At 40.1% G+C, this 19,238-nt stretch carries 20 protein-coding genes; 13 read left to right on the forward strand and 7 right to left on the reverse strand.

Going from position 1 to position 19,238, the window contains the following annotated elements; translation table 11 throughout:
- Positions 1-3: 3 nt before the first annotated feature.
- From LVD17_RS09515 to LVD17_RS09525, 3 genes are all read left to right on the forward strand, one after another.
- Positions 4-810 carry an N-formylglutamate amidohydrolase gene (locus LVD17_RS09515; RefSeq protein ID WP_233766342.1) on the forward strand — a complete coding sequence of 269 codons (807 nt, stop codon included), beginning with the start codon at positions 4-6 and terminating at the stop codon, positions 808-810.
- Positions 811-2,184 (forward strand): formimidoylglutamate deiminase, encoded by a 1,374-nt coding sequence (hutF, locus tag LVD17_RS09520; protein ID WP_233766344.1) that lies wholly within the window; start codon positions 811-813, stop codon positions 2,182-2,184.
- A gap of 75 nt (positions 2,185-2,259) precedes the next feature.
- Positions 2,260-2,706 carry a YtoQ family protein gene (locus LVD17_RS09525; protein ID WP_233766345.1) on the forward strand — a complete coding sequence of 149 codons (447 nt, stop codon included), beginning with the start codon at positions 2,260-2,262 and terminating at the stop codon, positions 2,704-2,706.
- A gap of 207 nt (positions 2,707-2,913) precedes the next feature.
- Here the strand turns inward: LVD17_RS09525 and LVD17_RS09530 are convergent, their stop codons facing one another.
- Together LVD17_RS09530 and LVD17_RS09535 are read right to left on the reverse strand one after the other, a co-directional pair.
- Complete coding sequence (locus tag LVD17_RS09530; RefSeq protein WP_233763504.1) at positions 2,914-3,762, reverse strand: IS3 family transposase; 849 nt, start codon at positions 3,760-3,762, stop codon at positions 2,914-2,916.
- Between the two features lie 17 nt (positions 3,763-3,779).
- A complete protein-coding gene (locus LVD17_RS09535; RefSeq protein WP_233763502.1) occupies positions 3,780-4,214 on the reverse strand; it encodes a transposase in 435 nt (144 codons plus the stop codon).
- Between the two features lie 121 nt (positions 4,215-4,335).
- Between LVD17_RS09535 and LVD17_RS09540 the strand changes: the two genes are divergently transcribed.
- Positions 4,336-5,622, forward strand: a complete 1,287-nt coding sequence (locus LVD17_RS09540) for a choice-of-anchor L domain-containing protein (RefSeq protein ID WP_233766346.1) — start codon at positions 4,336-4,338, stop codon at positions 5,620-5,622.
- Here LVD17_RS09540 and LVD17_RS09545 read toward each other — a convergent pair.
- Together LVD17_RS09545 and LVD17_RS09550 are read right to left on the reverse strand one after the other, a co-directional pair.
- A complete protein-coding gene (locus LVD17_RS09545) occupies positions 5,619-6,230 on the reverse strand; it encodes a DUF1684 domain-containing protein (protein WP_233766347.1) in 612 nt (203 codons plus the stop codon). The genes LVD17_RS09540 and LVD17_RS09545 overlap by 4 nt on opposite strands.
- Before the next feature lie 25 nt (positions 6,231-6,255).
- Complete coding sequence (locus tag LVD17_RS09550; protein ID WP_233766348.1) at positions 6,256-6,711, reverse strand: LEA/WHy family protein; 456 nt, start codon at positions 6,709-6,711, stop codon at positions 6,256-6,258.
- Positions 6,712-6,860: 149 nt separating this feature from the next.
- Here LVD17_RS09550 and LVD17_RS09555 point away from each other — a divergent pair, with 149 nt between their 5' ends.
- A complete protein-coding gene (locus tag LVD17_RS09555) occupies positions 6,861-7,493 on the forward strand; it encodes a 2OG-Fe(II) oxygenase (protein WP_233766349.1) in 633 nt (210 codons plus the stop codon).
- 48 nt (positions 7,494-7,541) lie between these two features.
- Here LVD17_RS09555 and LVD17_RS09560 read toward each other — a convergent pair whose 3' ends face one another.
- Positions 7,542-8,639, reverse strand: a complete 1,098-nt coding sequence (locus tag LVD17_RS09560; RefSeq protein ID WP_370688806.1) for an amidohydrolase family protein — start codon at positions 8,637-8,639, stop codon at positions 7,542-7,544.
- 62 nt (positions 8,640-8,701) lie between these two features.
- Positions 8,702-9,436, reverse strand: coding sequence for a DUF4395 family protein (locus LVD17_RS09565; protein ID WP_233766352.1), 735 nt, complete (start codon positions 9,434-9,436; stop codon positions 8,702-8,704).
- 314 nt (positions 9,437-9,750) lie between these two features.
- On the opposite strand from LVD17_RS09565, the gene LVD17_RS09570 reads away from it, so the two are divergent.
- Positions 9,751-10,863, forward strand: a complete 1,113-nt coding sequence (locus tag LVD17_RS09570) for a tetratricopeptide repeat protein (RefSeq protein WP_233766354.1) — start codon at positions 9,751-9,753, stop codon at positions 10,861-10,863.
- Positions 10,864-10,888: 25 nt separating this feature from the next.
- On the opposite strand, the gene LVD17_RS09575 is transcribed toward LVD17_RS09570, so the two are convergent.
- Positions 10,889-12,448 carry an ABC transporter permease/substrate-binding protein gene (locus LVD17_RS09575; RefSeq protein WP_233766356.1) on the reverse strand — a complete coding sequence of 520 codons (1,560 nt, stop codon included), beginning with the start codon at positions 12,446-12,448 and terminating at the stop codon, positions 10,889-10,891.
- A 324-nt stretch (positions 12,449-12,772) separates the two neighbouring features.
- Between LVD17_RS09575 and LVD17_RS09580 the strand changes: the two genes are divergently transcribed.
- The 7 genes from LVD17_RS09580 to LVD17_RS09610 all read left to right on the forward strand — a co-directional run bounded on the left by LVD17_RS09580 (position 12,773) and on the right by LVD17_RS09610 (position 19,214).
- Complete coding sequence (locus tag LVD17_RS09580; protein ID WP_233766358.1) at positions 12,773-14,776, forward strand: GAF domain-containing protein; 2,004 nt, start codon at positions 12,773-12,775, stop codon at positions 14,774-14,776.
- Positions 14,777-14,859: 83 nt separating this feature from the next.
- The gene (locus tag LVD17_RS09585; protein WP_233766359.1) at positions 14,860-15,369 is read left to right on the forward strand and encodes a hypothetical protein; all 510 of its coding nucleotides are present in this window, start codon (positions 14,860-14,862) and stop codon (positions 15,367-15,369) included.
- 16 nt (positions 15,370-15,385) lie between these two features.
- Positions 15,386-15,778 (forward strand): hypothetical protein, encoded by a 393-nt coding sequence (locus LVD17_RS09590; RefSeq protein WP_233766360.1) that lies wholly within the window; start codon positions 15,386-15,388, stop codon positions 15,776-15,778.
- 5 nt (positions 15,779-15,783) lie between these two features.
- The gene (locus tag LVD17_RS09595) at positions 15,784-16,203 is read left to right on the forward strand and encodes an STAS/SEC14 domain-containing protein (RefSeq protein WP_233766361.1); all 420 of its coding nucleotides are present in this window, start codon (positions 15,784-15,786) and stop codon (positions 16,201-16,203) included.
- Positions 16,204-16,266: 63 nt separating this feature from the next.
- Entirely contained in the window at positions 16,267-17,196 is a 930-nt protein-coding gene (locus LVD17_RS09600; protein WP_233766362.1) for an ATP-binding protein, read from the forward strand.
- Between the two features lie 78 nt (positions 17,197-17,274).
- Complete coding sequence (locus LVD17_RS09605) at positions 17,275-17,640, forward strand: DUF805 domain-containing protein (RefSeq protein ID WP_233766363.1); 366 nt, start codon at positions 17,275-17,277, stop codon at positions 17,638-17,640.
- Positions 17,641-17,678: 38 nt separating this feature from the next.
- Positions 17,679-19,214: a T9SS type A sorting domain-containing protein gene (locus LVD17_RS09610; protein ID WP_233766364.1), complete on the forward strand. Its 1,536-nt coding sequence runs from the start codon at positions 17,679-17,681 to the stop codon at positions 19,212-19,214.
- Positions 19,215-19,238: the final 24 nt, after the last annotated feature.

The following is a 19,238-nucleotide window of genomic DNA, read 5'->3' on the forward strand; positions in this document are numbered from 1 at the left end:
AATATGACAGAACCATACAATATCATAGAAGCAGAGGGAAAGAGAGTTCCTGTTTTGATCAGTGTTCCTCATAGCGGAACACTTTTTCCGGAAAATATAAAGGATCATTTCAACCAGAAACTTATTGCTGCACCAGATGATACAGATTGGTTTGTCCATAAGCTCTATGATTTTGCTCCCGAAATGGGTATAACAATGATTAATGCTACTTACAGCCGTTGGGTGATTGACCTTAACCGTGACCCTGAAAGTGCCCCGCTTTATGATGACGGACGAATCATTACAGAACTATGTCCTACTTCCTCATTTGCAGGAGAACCCATATACCTCGATCATCATATGCCTGACAGGAAGGAGATAGAGAGGAGGCTTGATATTTATTACTGGCCTTACTACAACAAGATCACCCAGCTGCTTGATGAGCTTAAAGCTGAATTTGGGAAAGTACTTTTTTGGGATGCGCATTCTATACGCCAGTATGTGCCTTTAATCAGGAAGGAAATATTTCCTGATTTAATTTTAGGAGACAACAAACGAAAAACAGCAGATGAAATGCTGATTGAAGCTGCATTGGCAACATTTAGAACTACGCGCCTCAAAATTGAACACAATCACCCTTTTCAGGGTGGCCACCTGACCAGGTATTTTGGCAGGCCGGAGCAAAACCAGCATGCCTTGCAACTGGAAATGACAAAGATCAACTACATGGATAATAAAGAGATCCATTATGATATCGAACGAGCGGGTATTATGCGAAACCTGCTAAAAAAAACATTTGAAAACCTTATTAAAACAATAGAGCAGCTGTAGATGAAAACTTATAAGTTCAAAGGCATTCTACAAAATCACGGATGGGAAGAAAATGTATTTGTTACCGTTAATGACCTGGGTATTATTCAAAAAATTTCAGAGGATAATTCCGCAGATTTTGAGAGTGTTAATGGTTTTGCTATTCCGGGTTTTCAAAATGCCCATAGCCATGCGTTTCAGTATGCTATGGCTGGTATAGCAGAGCGACATGAGAATGCAGAAGTTGCTGATGATTTTTGGACATGGCGTGAGGCGATGTACCAGCTGGCACTTACGATGTCGCCAGACGATATAGAACATGTAGCAACTATGTTGTATGCTGAAATGGTCCGGCATGGTTATACCCATGTGGCTGAATTTCATTACCTGCACCACGACAAGGCAGGTAACCCCTACTCCAACCTGGCAGAACATGGGGAAAGGTTAGTCGCCGCAGCTAAAAGTGCTGGAATAAAGATCACTTTAGTACCTATGTTTTATCAGAAAGGAGGCTTTGGCACAGAACCTCAGCCAAGACAAAGAAGGTTTATTTCCCCTTCTCCGGATGCCTATTTTAAATTGTTGGAAGCTTCGAAGCGTGTCACTGGCCTGTACAGTGGAGCGTCACTTGCGTTTGGTATTCATTCTTTAAGAGCGGTACAACAGGAGGATATAGTTTCGACCATGCACGAAGGACCAAAGGATCTGCCCTTTCACATCCATATATCAGAGCAGCTAAAGGAAATAGAGGATGCTAAAACCTTCTTAAAAAGCAGGCCTGTGGAATGGTTACTTAATAATACCAATGTTAATACCAATTTTCACCTTGTGCATGCTACCCATCTTGTGGAGACAGAGGTTAACGGTATAGCAGCTGCAGGAGCTCATGTAGTACTTTGCCCCTCCACCGAAGGAAATCTTGGTGATGGTATATTTCCGTTACGAGATTTTCAGAAAAAAGGTGGGAAATGGTCAATCGGTACAGATAGCCATGTAGGTCTTAACCCATTGGAAGAGCTAAGGATTCTTGACTACGGACAACGGCTGATTTCGCACCAGCGTAATACATTTATAGATAGTGCAGAACCGGATAGCGGAGCTTTTGGTTACCGACATGCCCTTCTGGCAGGAAGAAAAGCTATGGGAAACAAAAATGAGGTGTATTTTAAGGAAGGAGAGCCTTTTGATGCGGTGGTATATGACGCCACAGCACCTTTACTGGCTTCGTCATCGATAAGTAATATCTTATCGGCAATTATCTATTCAGGTGATGTCACAATGACTTTGGGAACTGTTGTAAATGGGGAGTGGATAGTGAAAAACAATGAACACAAGCTAAGAGAAAGAATAACCGGTAATTTTATTTCGTGTATAAAAGGATTGAACATCAGATAACGGCCCTGTAAAACATAGTGTTAGAGCCTGTGTTATAACTGCTAAAGCCTTAATTTTAGTTATAAATCAGTACTTATGAAACTACAAATTTACTTATCGGGTGAGATTCATTCTGACTGGCGAGAAGAGTTGATCAACGAGGCTGAACGGCTGTTACTTCCGGTTGAATTTTTGACGCCGGTGCTAAATCATGATGCCAGTGACGAGGTGGGTATTAAAATTCTTGGAGAGGAAGATAATAACTTCTGGAAAGATCATAAGGCAGCCAAAATCAATGCGATACGTATTAAAAACAGTATCGAAAAGGCCGATATTGTAGTTGTAAAATTCGGAGATAAGTACAGGCAATGGAATGCCGCCTTTGATGCAGGGTATGCGGCCGCCCTGGGAAAATCTTATATCGTTGTACACCCGGCTGAATTTACACACGCCTTAAAGGAAGTTGACGCCCAGGCGATGGCAGTAGCCGAAGATGTCAGTCAAGTCCTTAAGATATTGGAGTACATTACACTCCCCGAGTAATTATAAACCTTGTATTTTCATTTGAGTTAGACAATTTTAGATGAAGAAATTGTAGCTTTTGACCTCTCAAATCAGACCTTATCCTTTTCAATCAAATGTCTCTTAAAAAGGCTTTATCATCATTGATGTACCTTATCTTATGGGATAGTATTTTTTATGTTTTGACTAGTCCTGAATAAGCGTTACAGTTTATACAAGGATAAATAATTATTTAGCACCGGGGACTACCTCGGTGCTTTTTTTTGATTTATAAGTTTTAATTGGAATAGATTTCTGTTCATGCATGAAGTTAGGTGTATTCATCCAACAACTCCAATGAGGTCTTTCATTGTTATAAATATCAACGGATTCTGTTATGAGCTTACTCATGAGTTCCTGATCTGTTGTAGTGATACCTCGTATGAACTCATGTTTTAATATTCCATTGATCCTTTCTGCTATAGCATTTTGGTAGGGATCATAGCTTTCAGTCATACTGCATGTTACTTTGTGTTTTTTTAGTAGCTGTTGATACCCATCACAACAATATTGCAGCCCCCTGTCAGAATGATGAATAAGGTCTCTATTTGCATATTTTCGGTTTTTAAGCGCACGTTTCATGGCCTCAATGGCTCCTGAAGCATTTAGGCTGTTTGAGACATTAAAGCCTATAATCTTCTTAGAATAAGCATCTGTAACCAACGATAAATACATCGGGCTTTGTCTGTTACCTATGTAGGTGATATCTGATACCCAAACTTGTTCTGGTCGTTCCAGTTTCAACCCATCAACCAGGTTTTTATGTTTTCTAAACCTGTGATGTGAGTCTGTAGTGATATGATATTGCCTTTTCGGGACAATCTGTAGATGATTGGCCTTCATGATAGCAAATAACCTGTCTCGGCCTACTCCAATTTCCTTAAGTTCATCGTATAGCAGATAATATAGCTTTCGGGTGCCGATTCGGGGCATTCTCATTCTTACTTTTTCAATGATTTCTAAAGCCTGGCTAGCTACCTGTTGCTTATCCTTTGTTCTTTTAATGGCTCGGTAATAGACCTGTCTATTTATCCCCAACAGCCTGCAGGCATAGGTTATCCCTTCTTTTTGTTCAATCTTGAATCGATCAACTGTTGAGGTAAGGACTTTTTTCTGATAGGCACTTTAAGCTCTTCTTCAGCGATATCAATCATCATATCAAAGATGATAGCTTTCTTATTTGTAAACTCCAGTTCCTTCTCCAGAGTGTTTTTTTGCTTCTCTAGTAACCGGACTTTTGCTTCCAGCTCTAGTAACTTTTGTTCAGGTGTTTTTTCCAAACTGAGGTGAGATTTATTATCCCAATCTAAGCTACCATATTTTAATAACCAAGTCTTAACTGTCGCATTGCCCTGAATACCGTATTTTCTTTGAGCTGCATTCAGGCCTAATTCACCATTCTCGACCTCGCGGACAACCTGCATTTTAAAGGTATAACTGTAATCTCGCTGTGTTCGCTTAACATACTGAGAATCATTCTTCTTTTTCATAACATTACTTTTTGTGTAACGCTATTTCAGGACGGGACATTTTAAGTATTTAAAAAGGGGTGGGATTATTAGATTAATAGGGTTTTGTGTAAGTTAAGAGAATATTAAGAGGCCAGTGCCTATGGCTAGATATGTTTTTACTGTACTAATAGCCACCCTTCATATGAATATTTCCCTTTTTGGGCAGGTGGTAGATACAACCAGGACGGCCAATGATCTGGTTAACAACATCCTTTTGGGAAACGGAGTGCAAATTGGTAATGTCTCTTTTACAGGGCAGAAACATGCAATAGGCTTTTATGAGGACCAAACATTACAGGTTGGAATTGAAAAAGGAATATTGTTGACATCAGGTAACGCTCTTTTTGTTGCAGGGCCTAATAAATCACCTCGTTCCGGTTGGGCCAGTGATGCAGCAGGAGATTATGAGCTGGATGCAATAGCCCGGGGAAAAACATATGATGCCGCAGTATTGGAGTTTGATTTTGTAACCGTTTCAGAAAATCTGTCATTCCAGTTTGTTTTTGCTTCAGAGGAATATCTCGAATATGTAGGTTCAAAATTCAATGATGTATTCGCTTTTTTTATAGAAGGACCAGATATAGGAAAAAAAAATATTGCCAGACTTCCCGACGGCAGTACTCCTATTACTGTCAACACGGTAAACAACGAATTGAACAGTCAGTATTATATTGATAATACTTATGTTAATACAACTGATCCATTCATCTGGGATGTAAGGAATCGGAAAGTAATTGAAAATAAGAACTACCTGCAAGAGGAAATACCTCCTAAATATAACATTCAATTTGATGGTTTTACGCAGGTGCTTGAAGCCAGATGCAAGGTGGTTCCCAATAAAGTTTACCATATCAAAATTGCAATAGCAGATGTTGGCGATGGTATACTGGATTCCGGCGTTATTCTTAAAGGAGGTTCATTTCGTAGCTATGGAGATCAGGTAGTATCATTAGACAAGCATTTCAGAAACGAAGTAACTCCAAAAACTGCTGAAAGCAAGCGACCGGCTCTGGCAGCCTCAGGGCGGCAATTGACCCGCAGCATACCTAAAGAGATCATACTGGGAAATATTGAATTTGAATTTGATAAATATAGAATACCTGTAAACGCAAAGAATACACTAACTACAGTTATCAATGAATGGTACAAAAAGCCAGCTGGAAAAATTCATGTGATTGGTCATACCGATAGTTGGGGTTCTGATCAATACAATATCGTACTTTCCCGGAGGCGTTCGGAGGCCGTTGCACATGCACTGAGTGGCCTGGGTATACCTGAAAGTCAATTAGTAATACATTTTTATGGAGAGGAAAGACCTCTAAAAACCAATGACACTACCGACGGGCGAGCGAGGAACAGGCGCGTTGAACTGGTTTTAAGCTATTAAGGTGCTTTGAAGGCTTTAACCCCCGCCAGCACTTTTGTCCGGACTCTGTTTTGCCGGGGTACAATCGGGCATGAATACTTCTTATTATAGGCACAATACGGATTGTAAGCCTTGTTAAAGTCAAGGATAATAGAGTCAGCCTCGGGAATAGTAAGGCCCAGGTATCTTCCTCCTCCATAAGTTTCTTCTCCATTAGTAAGATCGGTAAATGGCAGAAACAGGTAGTCCTTATATTCTTCGGTTTCCCTGAGTTCATGGCTTTGGAAAATCTCTAATACAAATTTTTCGCCGTCAAGTTCAAAATGCGCTTCGCCGTACTTTTCGTATATAGGAGATCGGGTCGTGGTAGTAGCCATTTTAAAGGGCTTTTGCCCTAGGGTTCTGACAAATCGTGCCTCAACCCGATATTTGAGATCTATGGGGAAGAAATCCAGTGATGTAAAGGCTTTAAGGTCTGAGTCTGTTAAAGGGCTTTCCTCAGGGTTGGAAAATTCCTCATTGAGCTCTTTATGATATTGCTCAATTTCCTGGATCAATCCTTCATGTTGAGCGTACGATGTTGTGTAACAACTCAAAAATAAAATGGGGATGAATATCCTTTTAATCATTTTAATCAACATTTAACGTGAACAGTCATATGCGAACTTCATCTTCGTAATCGACCGGAACTTTGATAGGGAAACCGTGAAATGATACACGTATAAACCCTTTGTAGTGTACTTTAACTTTCTTTCCTCCAAGTATACTGATTACACTTTTTAAGAAACCCATCTGTTTCATATCAAAGGTTGCATCGAGCGGCACTTTGAATTCAGAGTTGGCCGGAATCAATGTTTTAACAGAGTGATTAATAGTACCAATTTTGTTACCCTCCACTTCCACATCTACCTCCACTTTCTTTAATCGCATTTTTACATCATTAGGATTATAAAAATACGCATTGGCATTAAGGTAGGCCTCAGAACCAGTAACTTTCGTTACTTCAATATTGCCAACTCTCCTGAACACCGGTGCATCTTCCGGATGCTTGCAACCATAGGCAAGTAAGAAAACCGATAACAGCACCACAAGAAGGAATTTATATTTCATGTATTTAGAATATCTGACGTTTGGACTTATATACAACACTCAAGCTATAGACGTGAGTTTAAGCACTTTGTTACTTTCTTAAACTATAATCATACCAAATTATTTCAAAACCAACACAACGATTGTAAATTTACAGTGTTAATACATCAATGAATCTTACCTCAGACTACCTGGAATTTATAGCCGATGGGTTGGCCAACCAGGACTACGCAATTGTTGATCATTTTCTTCCGATGGAGGAGGTAAATGATATTCTAAAAGTTTTTGCGTTGCATCAGGATAGTGACCGCTTTAAAAGGGCAGGTATAGGAAAGGATGATAACCTGCAATATGATCGAAGCATTCGGGGTGACTATATCAAATGGATTGATCCGAATGATGCTTTGTTGCCGGTGCAGAAATTTTTGGATCGAATTAACCACTTAAAGGACTATTTGAACAGGACCTGTTTCCTCGGGATAAAAGATTATGAAACACATTTCACTATTTATCCTCCCGGTTCATTTTACAAAAGGCATCTTGATCAGTTTAAAAACGACGGTGCCAGAAAAATATCATTTATTTGCTACCTGAACACTCAATGGCAACCTGGAGATGGTGGCGAGTTAAGGCTTTACCTTGACAAGGAAATAAGGGATATTGCTCCTACGGCAGGCAAATTGGCTTGCTTCAGAAGCGAAATTATCGAGCACGAGGTTTTGCTTTCAATGAAAGACCGGTTTAGTCTTACAGGTTGGATGCTGAATCTGCCTTTGGGGCTGGAGTTTATGGTTGACCGGTAAAAATATGATTGATCTAAGTTTTTAGAGTCGAGTGAGTAAGCATATTTGTTATTTCGGGAATAAGGATTTATCTATACCAGGGATGATCTTGAGTGCATTCTTGTAATATAGTTTTCTCAGCACTTCGTCATCAAGATCAAGGCCATACATTCTCCAGAATGCGTGGTATCTTTTATAGTAAGGGAAATATTCATCATCCGTTTCCAATACTCTGAAATAAGTATAGTATTCTTCAGGGTTCCAGCTGTCCTTTCCAAACATCACCCTGTCCTGGTATTGAGTCAGGAATTCCTTGGCCATACGAGGCTGGCGACCCAATTCAGCAATAACGGCACCTATTTCAGTGAACATGTTGGGATATTTTTCCATTAATTTACCGAGTTTGCCTAGATCATTTCCGTACCAACCCAAATGGGCATTAATGAAAATAGTTTTTGGATGCTTTTCAAAAATATGATGCTGCTCTCTAATAATTTGTTCCCATGGGGCGGGATCTGTATCAGATCTTTTTCGCCCCGGACGCACTTTTAACTCCAGCCACCTTTCATTTTGTTCATCATGTGGTTCCCAAAAAGATTTAGGGTCAGCGGCATGTATTAATACCGGGATGCCAAGTTCACCACATTTAGTCCAAACCGGATCAATTCGAGGATCATCGATCGCTATTCTTTTTCCATCTACTATGGCCATTGTTTGGCTCTTGTAGATCTTAAGGCCATTGGCGCCTAGCTTAACATCATTTTCAATTTGCTTTACCGTGCGCTCGGTCCAGCCTGCCTCGTTAATTGTGCTGATATCAATGTTAGTAAATACTATAAAACGATTGGGGGCAGTTTTCCTTACATTTTCTATACTTCCTGTCAGGTGCTCCTCTGAGCCTCTTCCCCTCCCACTAAGATTGACCATTACAGCCATATTGAGTTTATCCATCTCCATTATAACCTCATTCAGATCTTGGTTGGGCATATTAAACTGATGATTGTGTACATCTATAAAAGGGTATTTTGCCTTTTTTACAATGTGCTCAGGAACCACCAGCGTCGAAGGTGGATCATAACTTTCCCAGTCCATCCGCACTTCATTATTTTGGCTTCTACAATGACACGAAAGAATTAATAACAGGAAAGAAAGAATATATCGGTACATAAAGAAATGATTTGCTAAGTTCTTACGAATTAATCCATAAGAAGTTATAGCTATTTACTTGACTACAACTTTATAGCATTTTCAATAGAGCCTAAAGAATAGGCTTTTGCTAAAGCACTATTATTTATAAGCTTGGTAGCTTCTTTGGACCTCATACCACTATTGCAGAAAATGATTACTTCTTTACCGTGATATATATCATGATCCCTAAGCTTTGGCAGAGGAATATTCAATGCGCCTGTAATAACCTGTCTTTCATGCTCTTTAGGAGTTCTTACATCCAGAAGCAGTGCTCCTTTCATTCTTAGCTCTCTTGCTTCTGACAGACTGATGTTATCTCCGTGTCCCAGAAAAGCATAAAACTTCTCATATAACCAACTTGCAACGCAGAAGTGAGTGAAGATTACTGTAAGCTGTAATGCAATCAGAATGGCAGCTGTATACAGTGCTGCAGTGTACTGACCATCAAGTAAAAACAATCCGGTTGTAAGGTTAAAAGTTGCACCCATCAGGCTTGCATATCTCCGAGGAAGAGGGTTTATCGCAGGCAGTTTTTTACGGTTAGAGATGGCAATAATCCTGTTATATACGGCATCTATGGGGTGATATTTTTTTGATCCAAACCCAACTATACCAAGAGCAGATAGAAAGAAGTGGATGAAGGGTTCCTTAAAGATCAGGCCAAAGATTACCATGACCAGACAGAATGCGGGCATAAGCCTCACATGGTAATTTAGAGAACTTAACTCTTCTTGCGAGCAGGATGAATAACCCTGCTGTATTAAGTAGCGATTCATAGGTAAATAGGTTGAATAGGTATCGCATATATACCTTAATGTGCAGGGAAGGTAATCAGGGATAAAGCTAAATTTTAAAAGATTTTTTTCTTCAAGTGGAAAGATAGCAGGGTTAAAGTGTGCTAAAAGACTGTCAGGTTGCAGATTGTCAGTTCTGCAGTGTTTCTACTGGAATGAGGACGCTCGCAATGAGGCATACCCGGTATACAGCGTGAAAATAAATTTATTTACACCGCGTTGTTTTTTAAGGTTATGACAATATTGTTTGAAATCACCTATATTTGAAACCATTGGAATGATTAACCGGACTGCCTATGAAAGCCTTTAGTGTTATAGTAATAATTCTCTTTCCTGTTTTTGGTTTGGCTCAATCAGCTGAAGAACACTATGCGAAAGCATTAAAAAGTATCGAAAATGAAAAATATAAGGAAGCAGTCTCTTCCTTAACCAAAGCAGTAGAGGCCAATACTAAATACAAGGAGGCTTATAACCAGCGAGGTTTTGTTAAAAACCAGTTGGCCGATTTTTATGGTGCCATTGGTGACTATAACATTGCTTTGGAGATTGATTCAACTTTTGCTGATGCGCTTGTAAACCGCGGAGAGGCTAAGTTTAATCTCGGAGATGACTATGGAGCTTTGGAAGATTATGACAAAGCCATAAAATATGATCCTAAATCATCGGAAGCCTATTCCAACAGAGGGTTTGCCAAATACAACCTTGAAGACCTTCAGGGAGCATACTTTGATTTTTCAAAAGCTATTGAACTTGATCCTGATGATGCTGATAAGTATTTTAATCGTGCTGTTGTAAAAGCCGAGCTCGAAGAATATATCAGTGCTATTGATGATTATACTAAATCTATCTCTCTAGACCCATCAGATCCTGATGTATATAATTATTTGGGAGTGGCAAAGTTTAATATTGGCGAAATTGAGGAGGCCATAAAGGATTATAATAAATCTATCGAAATGGATGGCTCAGACCCTGTAAAGTTTGAGAATCGAGCCTTGGCCAAAAGCACTCTGGAAGATTATGAGGGCGCACTGGCTGACTATAACAAGTCAATAGAGCTATTTAATGAGGACCCTGACACCTATAATTTACGAGGGGTAGTTAAGTATAATCTTGAAAACCACGAAGGAGCCATTGAAGACTATAACAAAGCCATTGAACTGGACCCGTATAATCCAGTATACTATGATAACAGAGCGCTGTCAAAAATGGAAGTTGAGGATTACAAAGGCGCTATCCAGGATTATTCGTACTCAATTGAACTGTTTCCCACTGATCCGGAAACTTTCCATCAGCGAGGGCTGGCTAAAATACAAAAAGGGGATAAATATGATGGTTGTCTGGACCTGAATACTGCGGTTGAGTTAGGGTCTGATGAGGCCAAAGCCTCTGTTAAGGAGCATTGTAAATAATTTCTGTGATCATGTAATTATTATGCTATTCCTGCCTTATGCCAGCCAGGTCACTTATAGATTTGATTTTCAATTCTTCTGCCTGGTCTTTTCTCATCATTAGAGCAAAAGTATTATTGAAACCAAGGGGAGGTAGCCAGACAACATCAAATCGCTCTTTAAATTCTTTACTTACAAAGTTGTACACTTTATCCTTTTCATAAGGAATACTTCCGTCCTTTTCTGGCTTTAGTATAACCAGTAAGCCGGTACCAGTATACTCCGGATAAAGATCTACTTCACCTGTGTTCAGTGCATCAAAGAGTAGCTTTGTTCCCCCAAAGCCCAGCTTTAAGCCAGCAGTGAGCCCTGTTTCACTTTCAATTATAATTTTGAATATATGTGCCAGAATGAAGCTCTCCGTAAAATTTTTGGATCCAATGAGCACATCCGGGCTTCCTGCGCGTGCCCTCCCGACATGAAAGCCGGTGCTTTTTAAAAAGTTTATGGCAACCTCTCTGATATCCTTTCCCTCTTCATCCACCTGATAATTCATCTGTGCCATCGCTTCATCAGACACCATATTTTCCAGTGTGCTTAGAGCTGTCAGTATTTCCGGATATTCATTCAAAGTTTTCCGGCGAATAACAGGAGCTGCGTGATATGGAGGGAAGTAGTTTTTGTCATCTATTAGTTTATAAAGATTAAAAGCTTCAATCCTTCCATCTGTTGAAAAACCACTGATTACATCTACATGTTTATTTTTAATGGCCTGGTACATTAGTCCTATTTCCATCTCCCTGACATCCAGATTCAGGTGGTAGATCTCTTTAAGGCCTTTATAGCCATCACCGCGTTCGATAAATTCAGATGGAAAGCCGGCAACCAGTCGGGAGGGCTCAGCGTGCGAGCTGATGCTATACCAGGCAATGAAGAGGGTGCCGGCTGTTATCACCACCAATATGGGCTTTATGAGCGTATAGACGTGTTTCTGTACAAGACCCATCAATGAGTCAAAAATAAGAGCCATTAAGGCTGCCGGTATTGCACCGGCTAATATCATATATGGATTGTTGGTGCTGAGTCCGCGAAAAATGAATTCACCCAGACCTCCGGCAGCAATTAAAGCACATAAAGTAGCTATACCCACATTAATTACAAATGCTGTGCGTATACCAGCGAAGAGCACTGGCATGGCGAGTGGCAATTCTACTTTCATCAAAACCTGAAATGGAGACATGCCCATTCCTATAGCAGCCTCCCTTATGGCAGGATCAATTTCAGTGATCCCGGTATAAGTGTTTCTCACTATCGGCAGAAGGGCATATAAAAATAAGGCAACGATGGCGGGTATGACTCCTATACCTAAAAAAGGGAGAAGAAACCCGAGCAATGCGACACTCGGAATGGTTTGGACAGCATTCACGAAGCCTATAACCAGTGATGAAAACCTCTTGTTTTTGCTTATAAACAAACCTAAAGATAAACCTATTGTAGTAGCAATGGCTAATGAAACCAGCGTTAACCATAAGTGCTCCATGGTTTGATCCAGCAGTTCTTGCTGGTGTGAAGCTACAAAAGATACAAACTGAGTAAGCTGTTTCATTGAAGTCGGTTTTCCCAAAATTACTCAGGAAGGCCAGAGGTTAATATCTATAACCTTAATTTTTGTGTTTCGATCTCATAAAGCGTATTGTTTTATGAGCACTATTATCGCCAAAACCCCTGACTAGAGCTAAAATAAGGCATATTTTTATTGTCCACCTTTTTGTCAACCAAAAAGCCACCCTTTTTGTCTGACAACATATCAAAGTACTGAGCCACAAAACGCTTATCATCGCAGTCTGGTTGAAACTTTTTAACTCGTTATCAGACCGTTATTCCTCAAACCAACAAATAACGGAGGCATGAAGTCAATATATTAAATATCATGACAAAATCGAAGGTTAACTTATTGGGGAAATTTGCAATAACTTCTGTTCTGTTAATTCTAACAGTCTTAGCAATATTCTATGCCGCTTATTTTCAGCATGAAAGAATAAAAAGTCGGGATCGTGAAATTTACGAAGAACATATACCTACACTTTTACTGCTAAAAGGATTTGAAGCCTTGCTGTTTGAGTCACTGGATACAGACATTGCTCAACATGCTGTAGTGGCTAAATACAGTTCACTAAAGAAGGACTATAAGAAACACCTGGCCTCATATTGGCGCAAGGATGAGAAGTCGAGGGATATGATATCGGCATTTGATGCTATGTTGATATCTAGAGAAGAGCTAATAAAACTCAGGAGTACAGAGGAGTTTGTCGCTTCTCAATTAACGCAAATCTCTGTCAATGACACTAAGGGGAAAATAGATAAACAAGTTTCTCAGTTAAAGAAAATGCTTGAAGGCGTGATTCAGGCACAGGAGCGGAAGGTCTCTTCAGTTGTGGTAGAAAAGGAAAGTGCGGATGGTGTTTTAGTTGTTTTGGTAATCCTTCTGCTCCTGACTTTTATTGCGGGATGCTTGTTCCTACTATACCAGCTGTATAATGGAGTCCTTAGTCCCCTCACTCAACTCAGGGATCTTATTATCGCCATCAGTGAGGGAAAATCAATTAATACAAATATTCAAATCGGGCAGGACAAGATAATGACGAATGCCCTGGTCAACTTAGTAAAGGATCACAGAGCAAGGACCTCCTTTGCCGTAGCTATTGGTAAGGGTGATTATAATAACAGCCTGGAACTAAGGAGTGAAGATGATGAGATGGGTAAGGCCTTGCTTGAGATGAAGGAGAACCTCATTGTAAATGCGAAGGAAGAGAAACAAAGAAACTGGACAGTTTCAGGCCTGGCTAAATTTGCTGATATTATCCGTAGTCAGACAGACCTTCAATCACTTGGGGACACTGTTATCAGTGAAATGGTAAAATATACCAGTTCCAATCAGGGGGCACTTTTCATAGTTGAAGACGAAGATCTCGATGATCCATACCTTAGAATGGCTTCCTGTTATGCTTGGGATAAGAAACGGTTTGTAAATAAAGAAATCCGTCCGGGACAAGGGCTGACCGGTGAGTGCTGGCAAGAGGGTGACCCTATATTTATCACAGAGATTCCGCAGGATTATGTACGCATCACTTCCGGTTTGGGAGATGCCACTCCAGGTTGTGTATTTATATCTCCGTTAAAAATAAATGAGAATATTTATGGCATTCTTGAGCTGGCCACATTCAAGCCATACGAGGAATATGAGCGAGAATTTATAATCAAAGTGAGTGAGAACATTGCTGCCGCCATTTTCAATGCCAGGATAAATTCACAAACACATAAACTACTTGAGCTTAGTCAGCAACAGGCTGAGGAGATGAGGGCATCTGAAGAAGAGCTACGCCAGAATATGGAAGAGCTACAGGCCACCCAGGAAGCTGCTGAAAGAAGAAATGCAGAACTCGAACGGGTGAATGCTCAAACTGAGGCTCAAAAGCAGACCATGGCTAAAATGCTTGAAAAATTGAAGAGAAAGGATGAGGAAACCGAGCAGCAAACCCAACAGCTAAAAGCGAAGGAAGAAGAAATGTTAAAAAGGATGAATGAGTTGGAGGTAGTTCGTGAAATGGCAGAGAAACGGAACAAAGAACTGGAGCGGGCTAATGCTCAGGCAGAGGCACAGAAGCAATCCATGACAAGAATGATAGGCAAACTCAGAGAAAAGGAAAAGGAGAATCAGGAGCAAACAGAAGCACTAAAAGCACAGGAAGAGGAACTAAGGCAGAGTATGGAAGAGCTTAAAGCGGTGCAAGAGGAGATGGAAAAGACAAGAAAGGCCGAAGCATCGAAATCAGTTGAGGTTCAAAAGAAAATAACAGAAGAATTGACGGCTAAGCTAAGAACGGCAGAAGAGGAGGTAAAACAGCTCAGATCCATGAATAGAAGTCAGAATTAAAAGGACAGAACCTGAAACAGTCTGTGGGGGCTTGCAATGATGATTTTACCCTTGGCATCGCTAAAATTTGATAAAACCAGGACATGATAAGTAAGGAATTATTTGCTATAAAGTTTGAAACAGATGACAAAATCGGCTCTGGTTTTTTGCTTAGAGAGATGAATTCCATGCTGCTGATATGTAAAGGGGCCATGTTGCAGGATGAGTTCAGATTGATTATTGGGGAATGCCTTAGGCAAATAAAGAAAAACAGGGTCAGGGCGTGCATTGCAGATTTTGGCCTTATGAACACTGAGCTTAATGCTTGTCATGTAAAAAAGGATTTTCATGAAAATATTTCGGCTGCAGGTATTACCCGGCTGGCTATTGTATTACCAGTTAACTCTATCAATGGGGAATTTGTCCAAAATGCCAGGGAAACACGGATACAGCACCCTGACTCATTGGTGGCTTTTTACTCCTACAGTTTTTCAGATGCATTGCTTTGGATGACCGATAAAAGCAGGAGACCCCTGTCATATCAATCTGTAAAAGGGTTAATATCATCAATAACGGGAAGGCTAAAGTTTACAATAAATTCTGCAATCGGGTAAATCTAAAATAATCACTATGAAAGTATTTTTTGAAAAAGACTATGCAAGAGTATCATATAACTCTACAAATAACATCATTATATATGAGTGGCTGGTACCACCTACGGAGCAGGAATTTAAAGCTGGATGTGAGCAAATGATTGAAGCCATTGCTCATTTTAAAACGGGGAAAGTGGTAGTGGATACGAGAGAACAAGGGGCATTGGCCCCTGACCTTCTTGAGTGGATGACCACCGACTGGCTATCAAGAGCAGTGGCTGCTGGGTATACTCATGGCGCAATTATATTGCCAACAGATATTTTCACCCAACTGGCAGTGGATGAAATTATGGATATGGTGAGTAAAAAGGTAGTGTCAAGAAATTTCGACGATATGAGCGAAGCTATTGAGTGGATTAAAATGCAATAACGACTATGGAACTATACTTTGAGTCTGATTATGTAAGGATATGTTACGAGTCTTCATGGCACTATGTGGCACTTCAGTGGTTAACACCTCCCACGAATGAAGAATTCAGGGACGGTTGTGAGCGAATGCTGGCCGCAATCAAGCATTATGGAGTAAAAAAAACATTGGTAGATGCCAGGCAACAAGGAGCTATTCATCCTGATCTTATAGAGTGGATGGACAAGGTTTGGGCCGCACAAGCTATAGATCTTGGATATAGGCACTGCGCTGTAATAACTCCAACAGATGTTTTTGCCAGTTTTGCTTTGGACGAAATCACACAAATGAGCAAGAGAACTTTAGTGAAAACGGAATATTTTGATAAAGAGGAGAAGGCCATTGAGTGGTTGAAGCAACTATCGGAAACTGCAAAAGCTACGACTTAGATAATCAAAAGATTTCTGAATTAACAAAGGTTTATTTAATCCTATTAATTAAACAGCTTTCAATTGAATACAGATCTACTAGAGCGTAAAATACTCCTTCATTCCGTTCGCAACTCTATTATTATAGTATTGATATACTTAATGTATGACTTGCTAACAGGTGGCAATACAGATCTTATCGTGGGGAGCGTATTTGTGTGTTTGGTGTTTACTGCCTGCTACTGGCTCATAACAACACACTTCTCTGTTTTTGTAAAAAGGCTTCTTGCCTTTATTTATCTCATTTGTGTTGCTACTGGCTTTTTCTCACTGGGAGGCATGTCTGCTCTTACGGCTATTGATTTTTGTGGACTCATGCTGGTATTCTCAACCATATTCGGTGGAAGGGAAAGAGGCATTTTTATTCGTATTGTATTAATTCTGATTCTTTTTTTATGTTACGTCGAGGTATTTCAGGTAAGTCTGATTGATAACCTTAGAGCCAATGATCATCCTATCGTAAATGTAATTGAAGTGATTGTCCGGCTTTTAAGTTTGTTACAAATTTTCCTGACCTATAAAGGGCAATATGATCAGGAACAATCACGATTATTTTGGGCAAATGAAAAGCTGGAGAAGGCACACCGTCAAATTGCGACATATAATAAAAATCTTCAAAAATTAGTTGACAGCAGAACCCAAACGATTCAGAGTCTCAATAAAAAACTTATTGAGTACACCTATTTTAACTCTCATAAAACCAGAGCTCCGCTGGCCAGGATACAGGGACTGCTTCATCTCCTGAAGTTAAATTCTATCTATAAAGAAGATGAGGATATACGCAGGGTAATAGACCTCACTTATAATAACAGCCTGGAATTAGACAATATCATACGCCAGTTTTCAGCCTTACTTGAGGTGGAGATATCCAAATCTCAGGATAAAGATGAAACAAAACAAAGGTCATTTCCAGCAGATGAGCACAATACTATTATGTATAAGAAAATTCTTTGAATATGACGAGAAGAGACCCATACTTCTGCCTGGATAAGCAAGATCACCTTAAAGGAAATATAATTAAAAGATTAGCCTATGTATTGGTATTTAATGGTTTTTAAGAAATACTCAAGGTTTTACGGGAGAGCCCGAAGAAGGGAATTTTGGATGTTCATGCTTTTCAACATGCTGTTTTTGTTCCTGACAATGGTAATTGATAACAAGGCAGGAACAGCCGTTATCGGTTTTGGTTTTGGCTTGTTTTCTATCGCATACCTAGTTGTTGCATTTATTCCAACGCTGGCTGTATGCGTGCGTCGGTTGCATGATATTGGCGAAGGAGGCCAGCTAATGCTTCTTGGATTAGTGCCTGTTTTGGGAACCGCATGGCTCCTGGTTCTTTTTGCTACCGACAGTAATCCCGGTGGGGGAAATCAATATGGCAGATGTCAAAAGGGATGATATCAGAGAAATTAAGTTATCAATTGAATGAATAAGATATGAAAATTAAGAAAAAGAATTGCTTACTGATAATCACTGTAATGTGGTCACTCCTTTTGCTATGTCATACAGAAGGAAGTGCCCAATGTACCAGTGGGTATACATCCGGTGACCTGACCATTTCAGGCGCGTGTACCATCAGTTCTGATATTACTATTAGCGGTGCGCTCAAATTTTCAAGTGATGCCACCCTGGTGATAGGCGCGGGTGTTACAGTTACTGTAACTGGGAATTTTGAGACTGGTATATGGCCCGGTGGTACTTACACCATATCTGGTGGTGGCACCCTTGATATCGCAGGAAGGTTCTATAATAACATTTATGACAAATCGCTGACTATCTCAAATATGACAGTAAATGTTGGTAATAATGGAGGGACCAATGAAAGCAAAAATGAATACGGCTCGATCCTCAACCTGGAAAACGGAACCTTATTTACTGTTACCGATGGAAACTTTGTCAATGGAAACTCTGCAGACCTTACTATTGACAATTCAACAATGACCATAAATTCAGGTAATTATAAAAACGACAGTGGGTCTGCTACCACCGTTCAGAATGGAGGGAGCCTCATTGTTTCTGATGGCGACCTCACCACTGAAGGTGGTTCGCAACTGATGGTTGATAATAGCACGGTAAATATTTCCAATGATTTTAACAACAGCTTCCAGGCCCAGCTTGACATAATCAACAATTCTACATTTACCATAGGAGGTACTTTTGATAATGGATATGACACCAACGGCAATCCCGTAAACGAGGGTTATATCAATGTCAATGGTTCAAATTTGAATGTAGGATATTTTAACAATGCCTTTGCCAGTAATATGGATATTGACGGAGGCGGTATTGTTACGGTCACCAACGACCTCCTAAATGATTATGGCGCTTCAATTGATATTCCTGATGGTACGCTTGTGGTAGGGGGAACAATAACCGATAATAATAATGGAATAAATGCTACTTGTTCTGATGGCTGTTGTGGAAACTGTGGAGCTTTGCCTGTCACAGTTATTGCCATGGAATACCGGCTCGTAAATAACCATGTGGTATTAGAATGGAAAACAGCCTCGGAGCTTAACAATGACTACTTTACCATTGAGAAATCAATTGACGGTAAGTCATTTGTCAACGTAGGCGTGGTCGATGGTGCGGGAACCTCTTACATGGCAACAGAATACCAATGGAAAGATAAGATACAGCTTCAGGATATAACTTACTACAGATTAAAGCAAACAGATTTTGACGGTAGCTACTCATATCAGAAAGTTATTAAGGCAGATGGCGGGCAAGCAAGCTCTGAATTAAGGATCATGCCAAATCCGATTGCTCAGGAAGGCTCCATCTACGTGTATGGAGTGGGTGAAGAAAGTGCAACTTGGCAAATTCAAACAATAAAAGGCCAGGTATTAAATGAAGGAGTCTCCTTCGGGCAACCGGCCGTAGTCAGCACATCAGGCTTAGGTGAAGGTGTTTATATTCTCGACTTCCAGTCAGGCCGGCAACAAAAACAAGTAAAGATCATAATTAAGTAGGTTTTAACAATTATAATACATAAT

The sequence above is a fragment of the Fulvivirga ulvae genome (genome assembly GCF_021389975.1).
Classification (GTDB): domain Bacteria; phylum Bacteroidota; class Bacteroidia; order Cytophagales; family Cyclobacteriaceae; genus Fulvivirga; species Fulvivirga ulvae.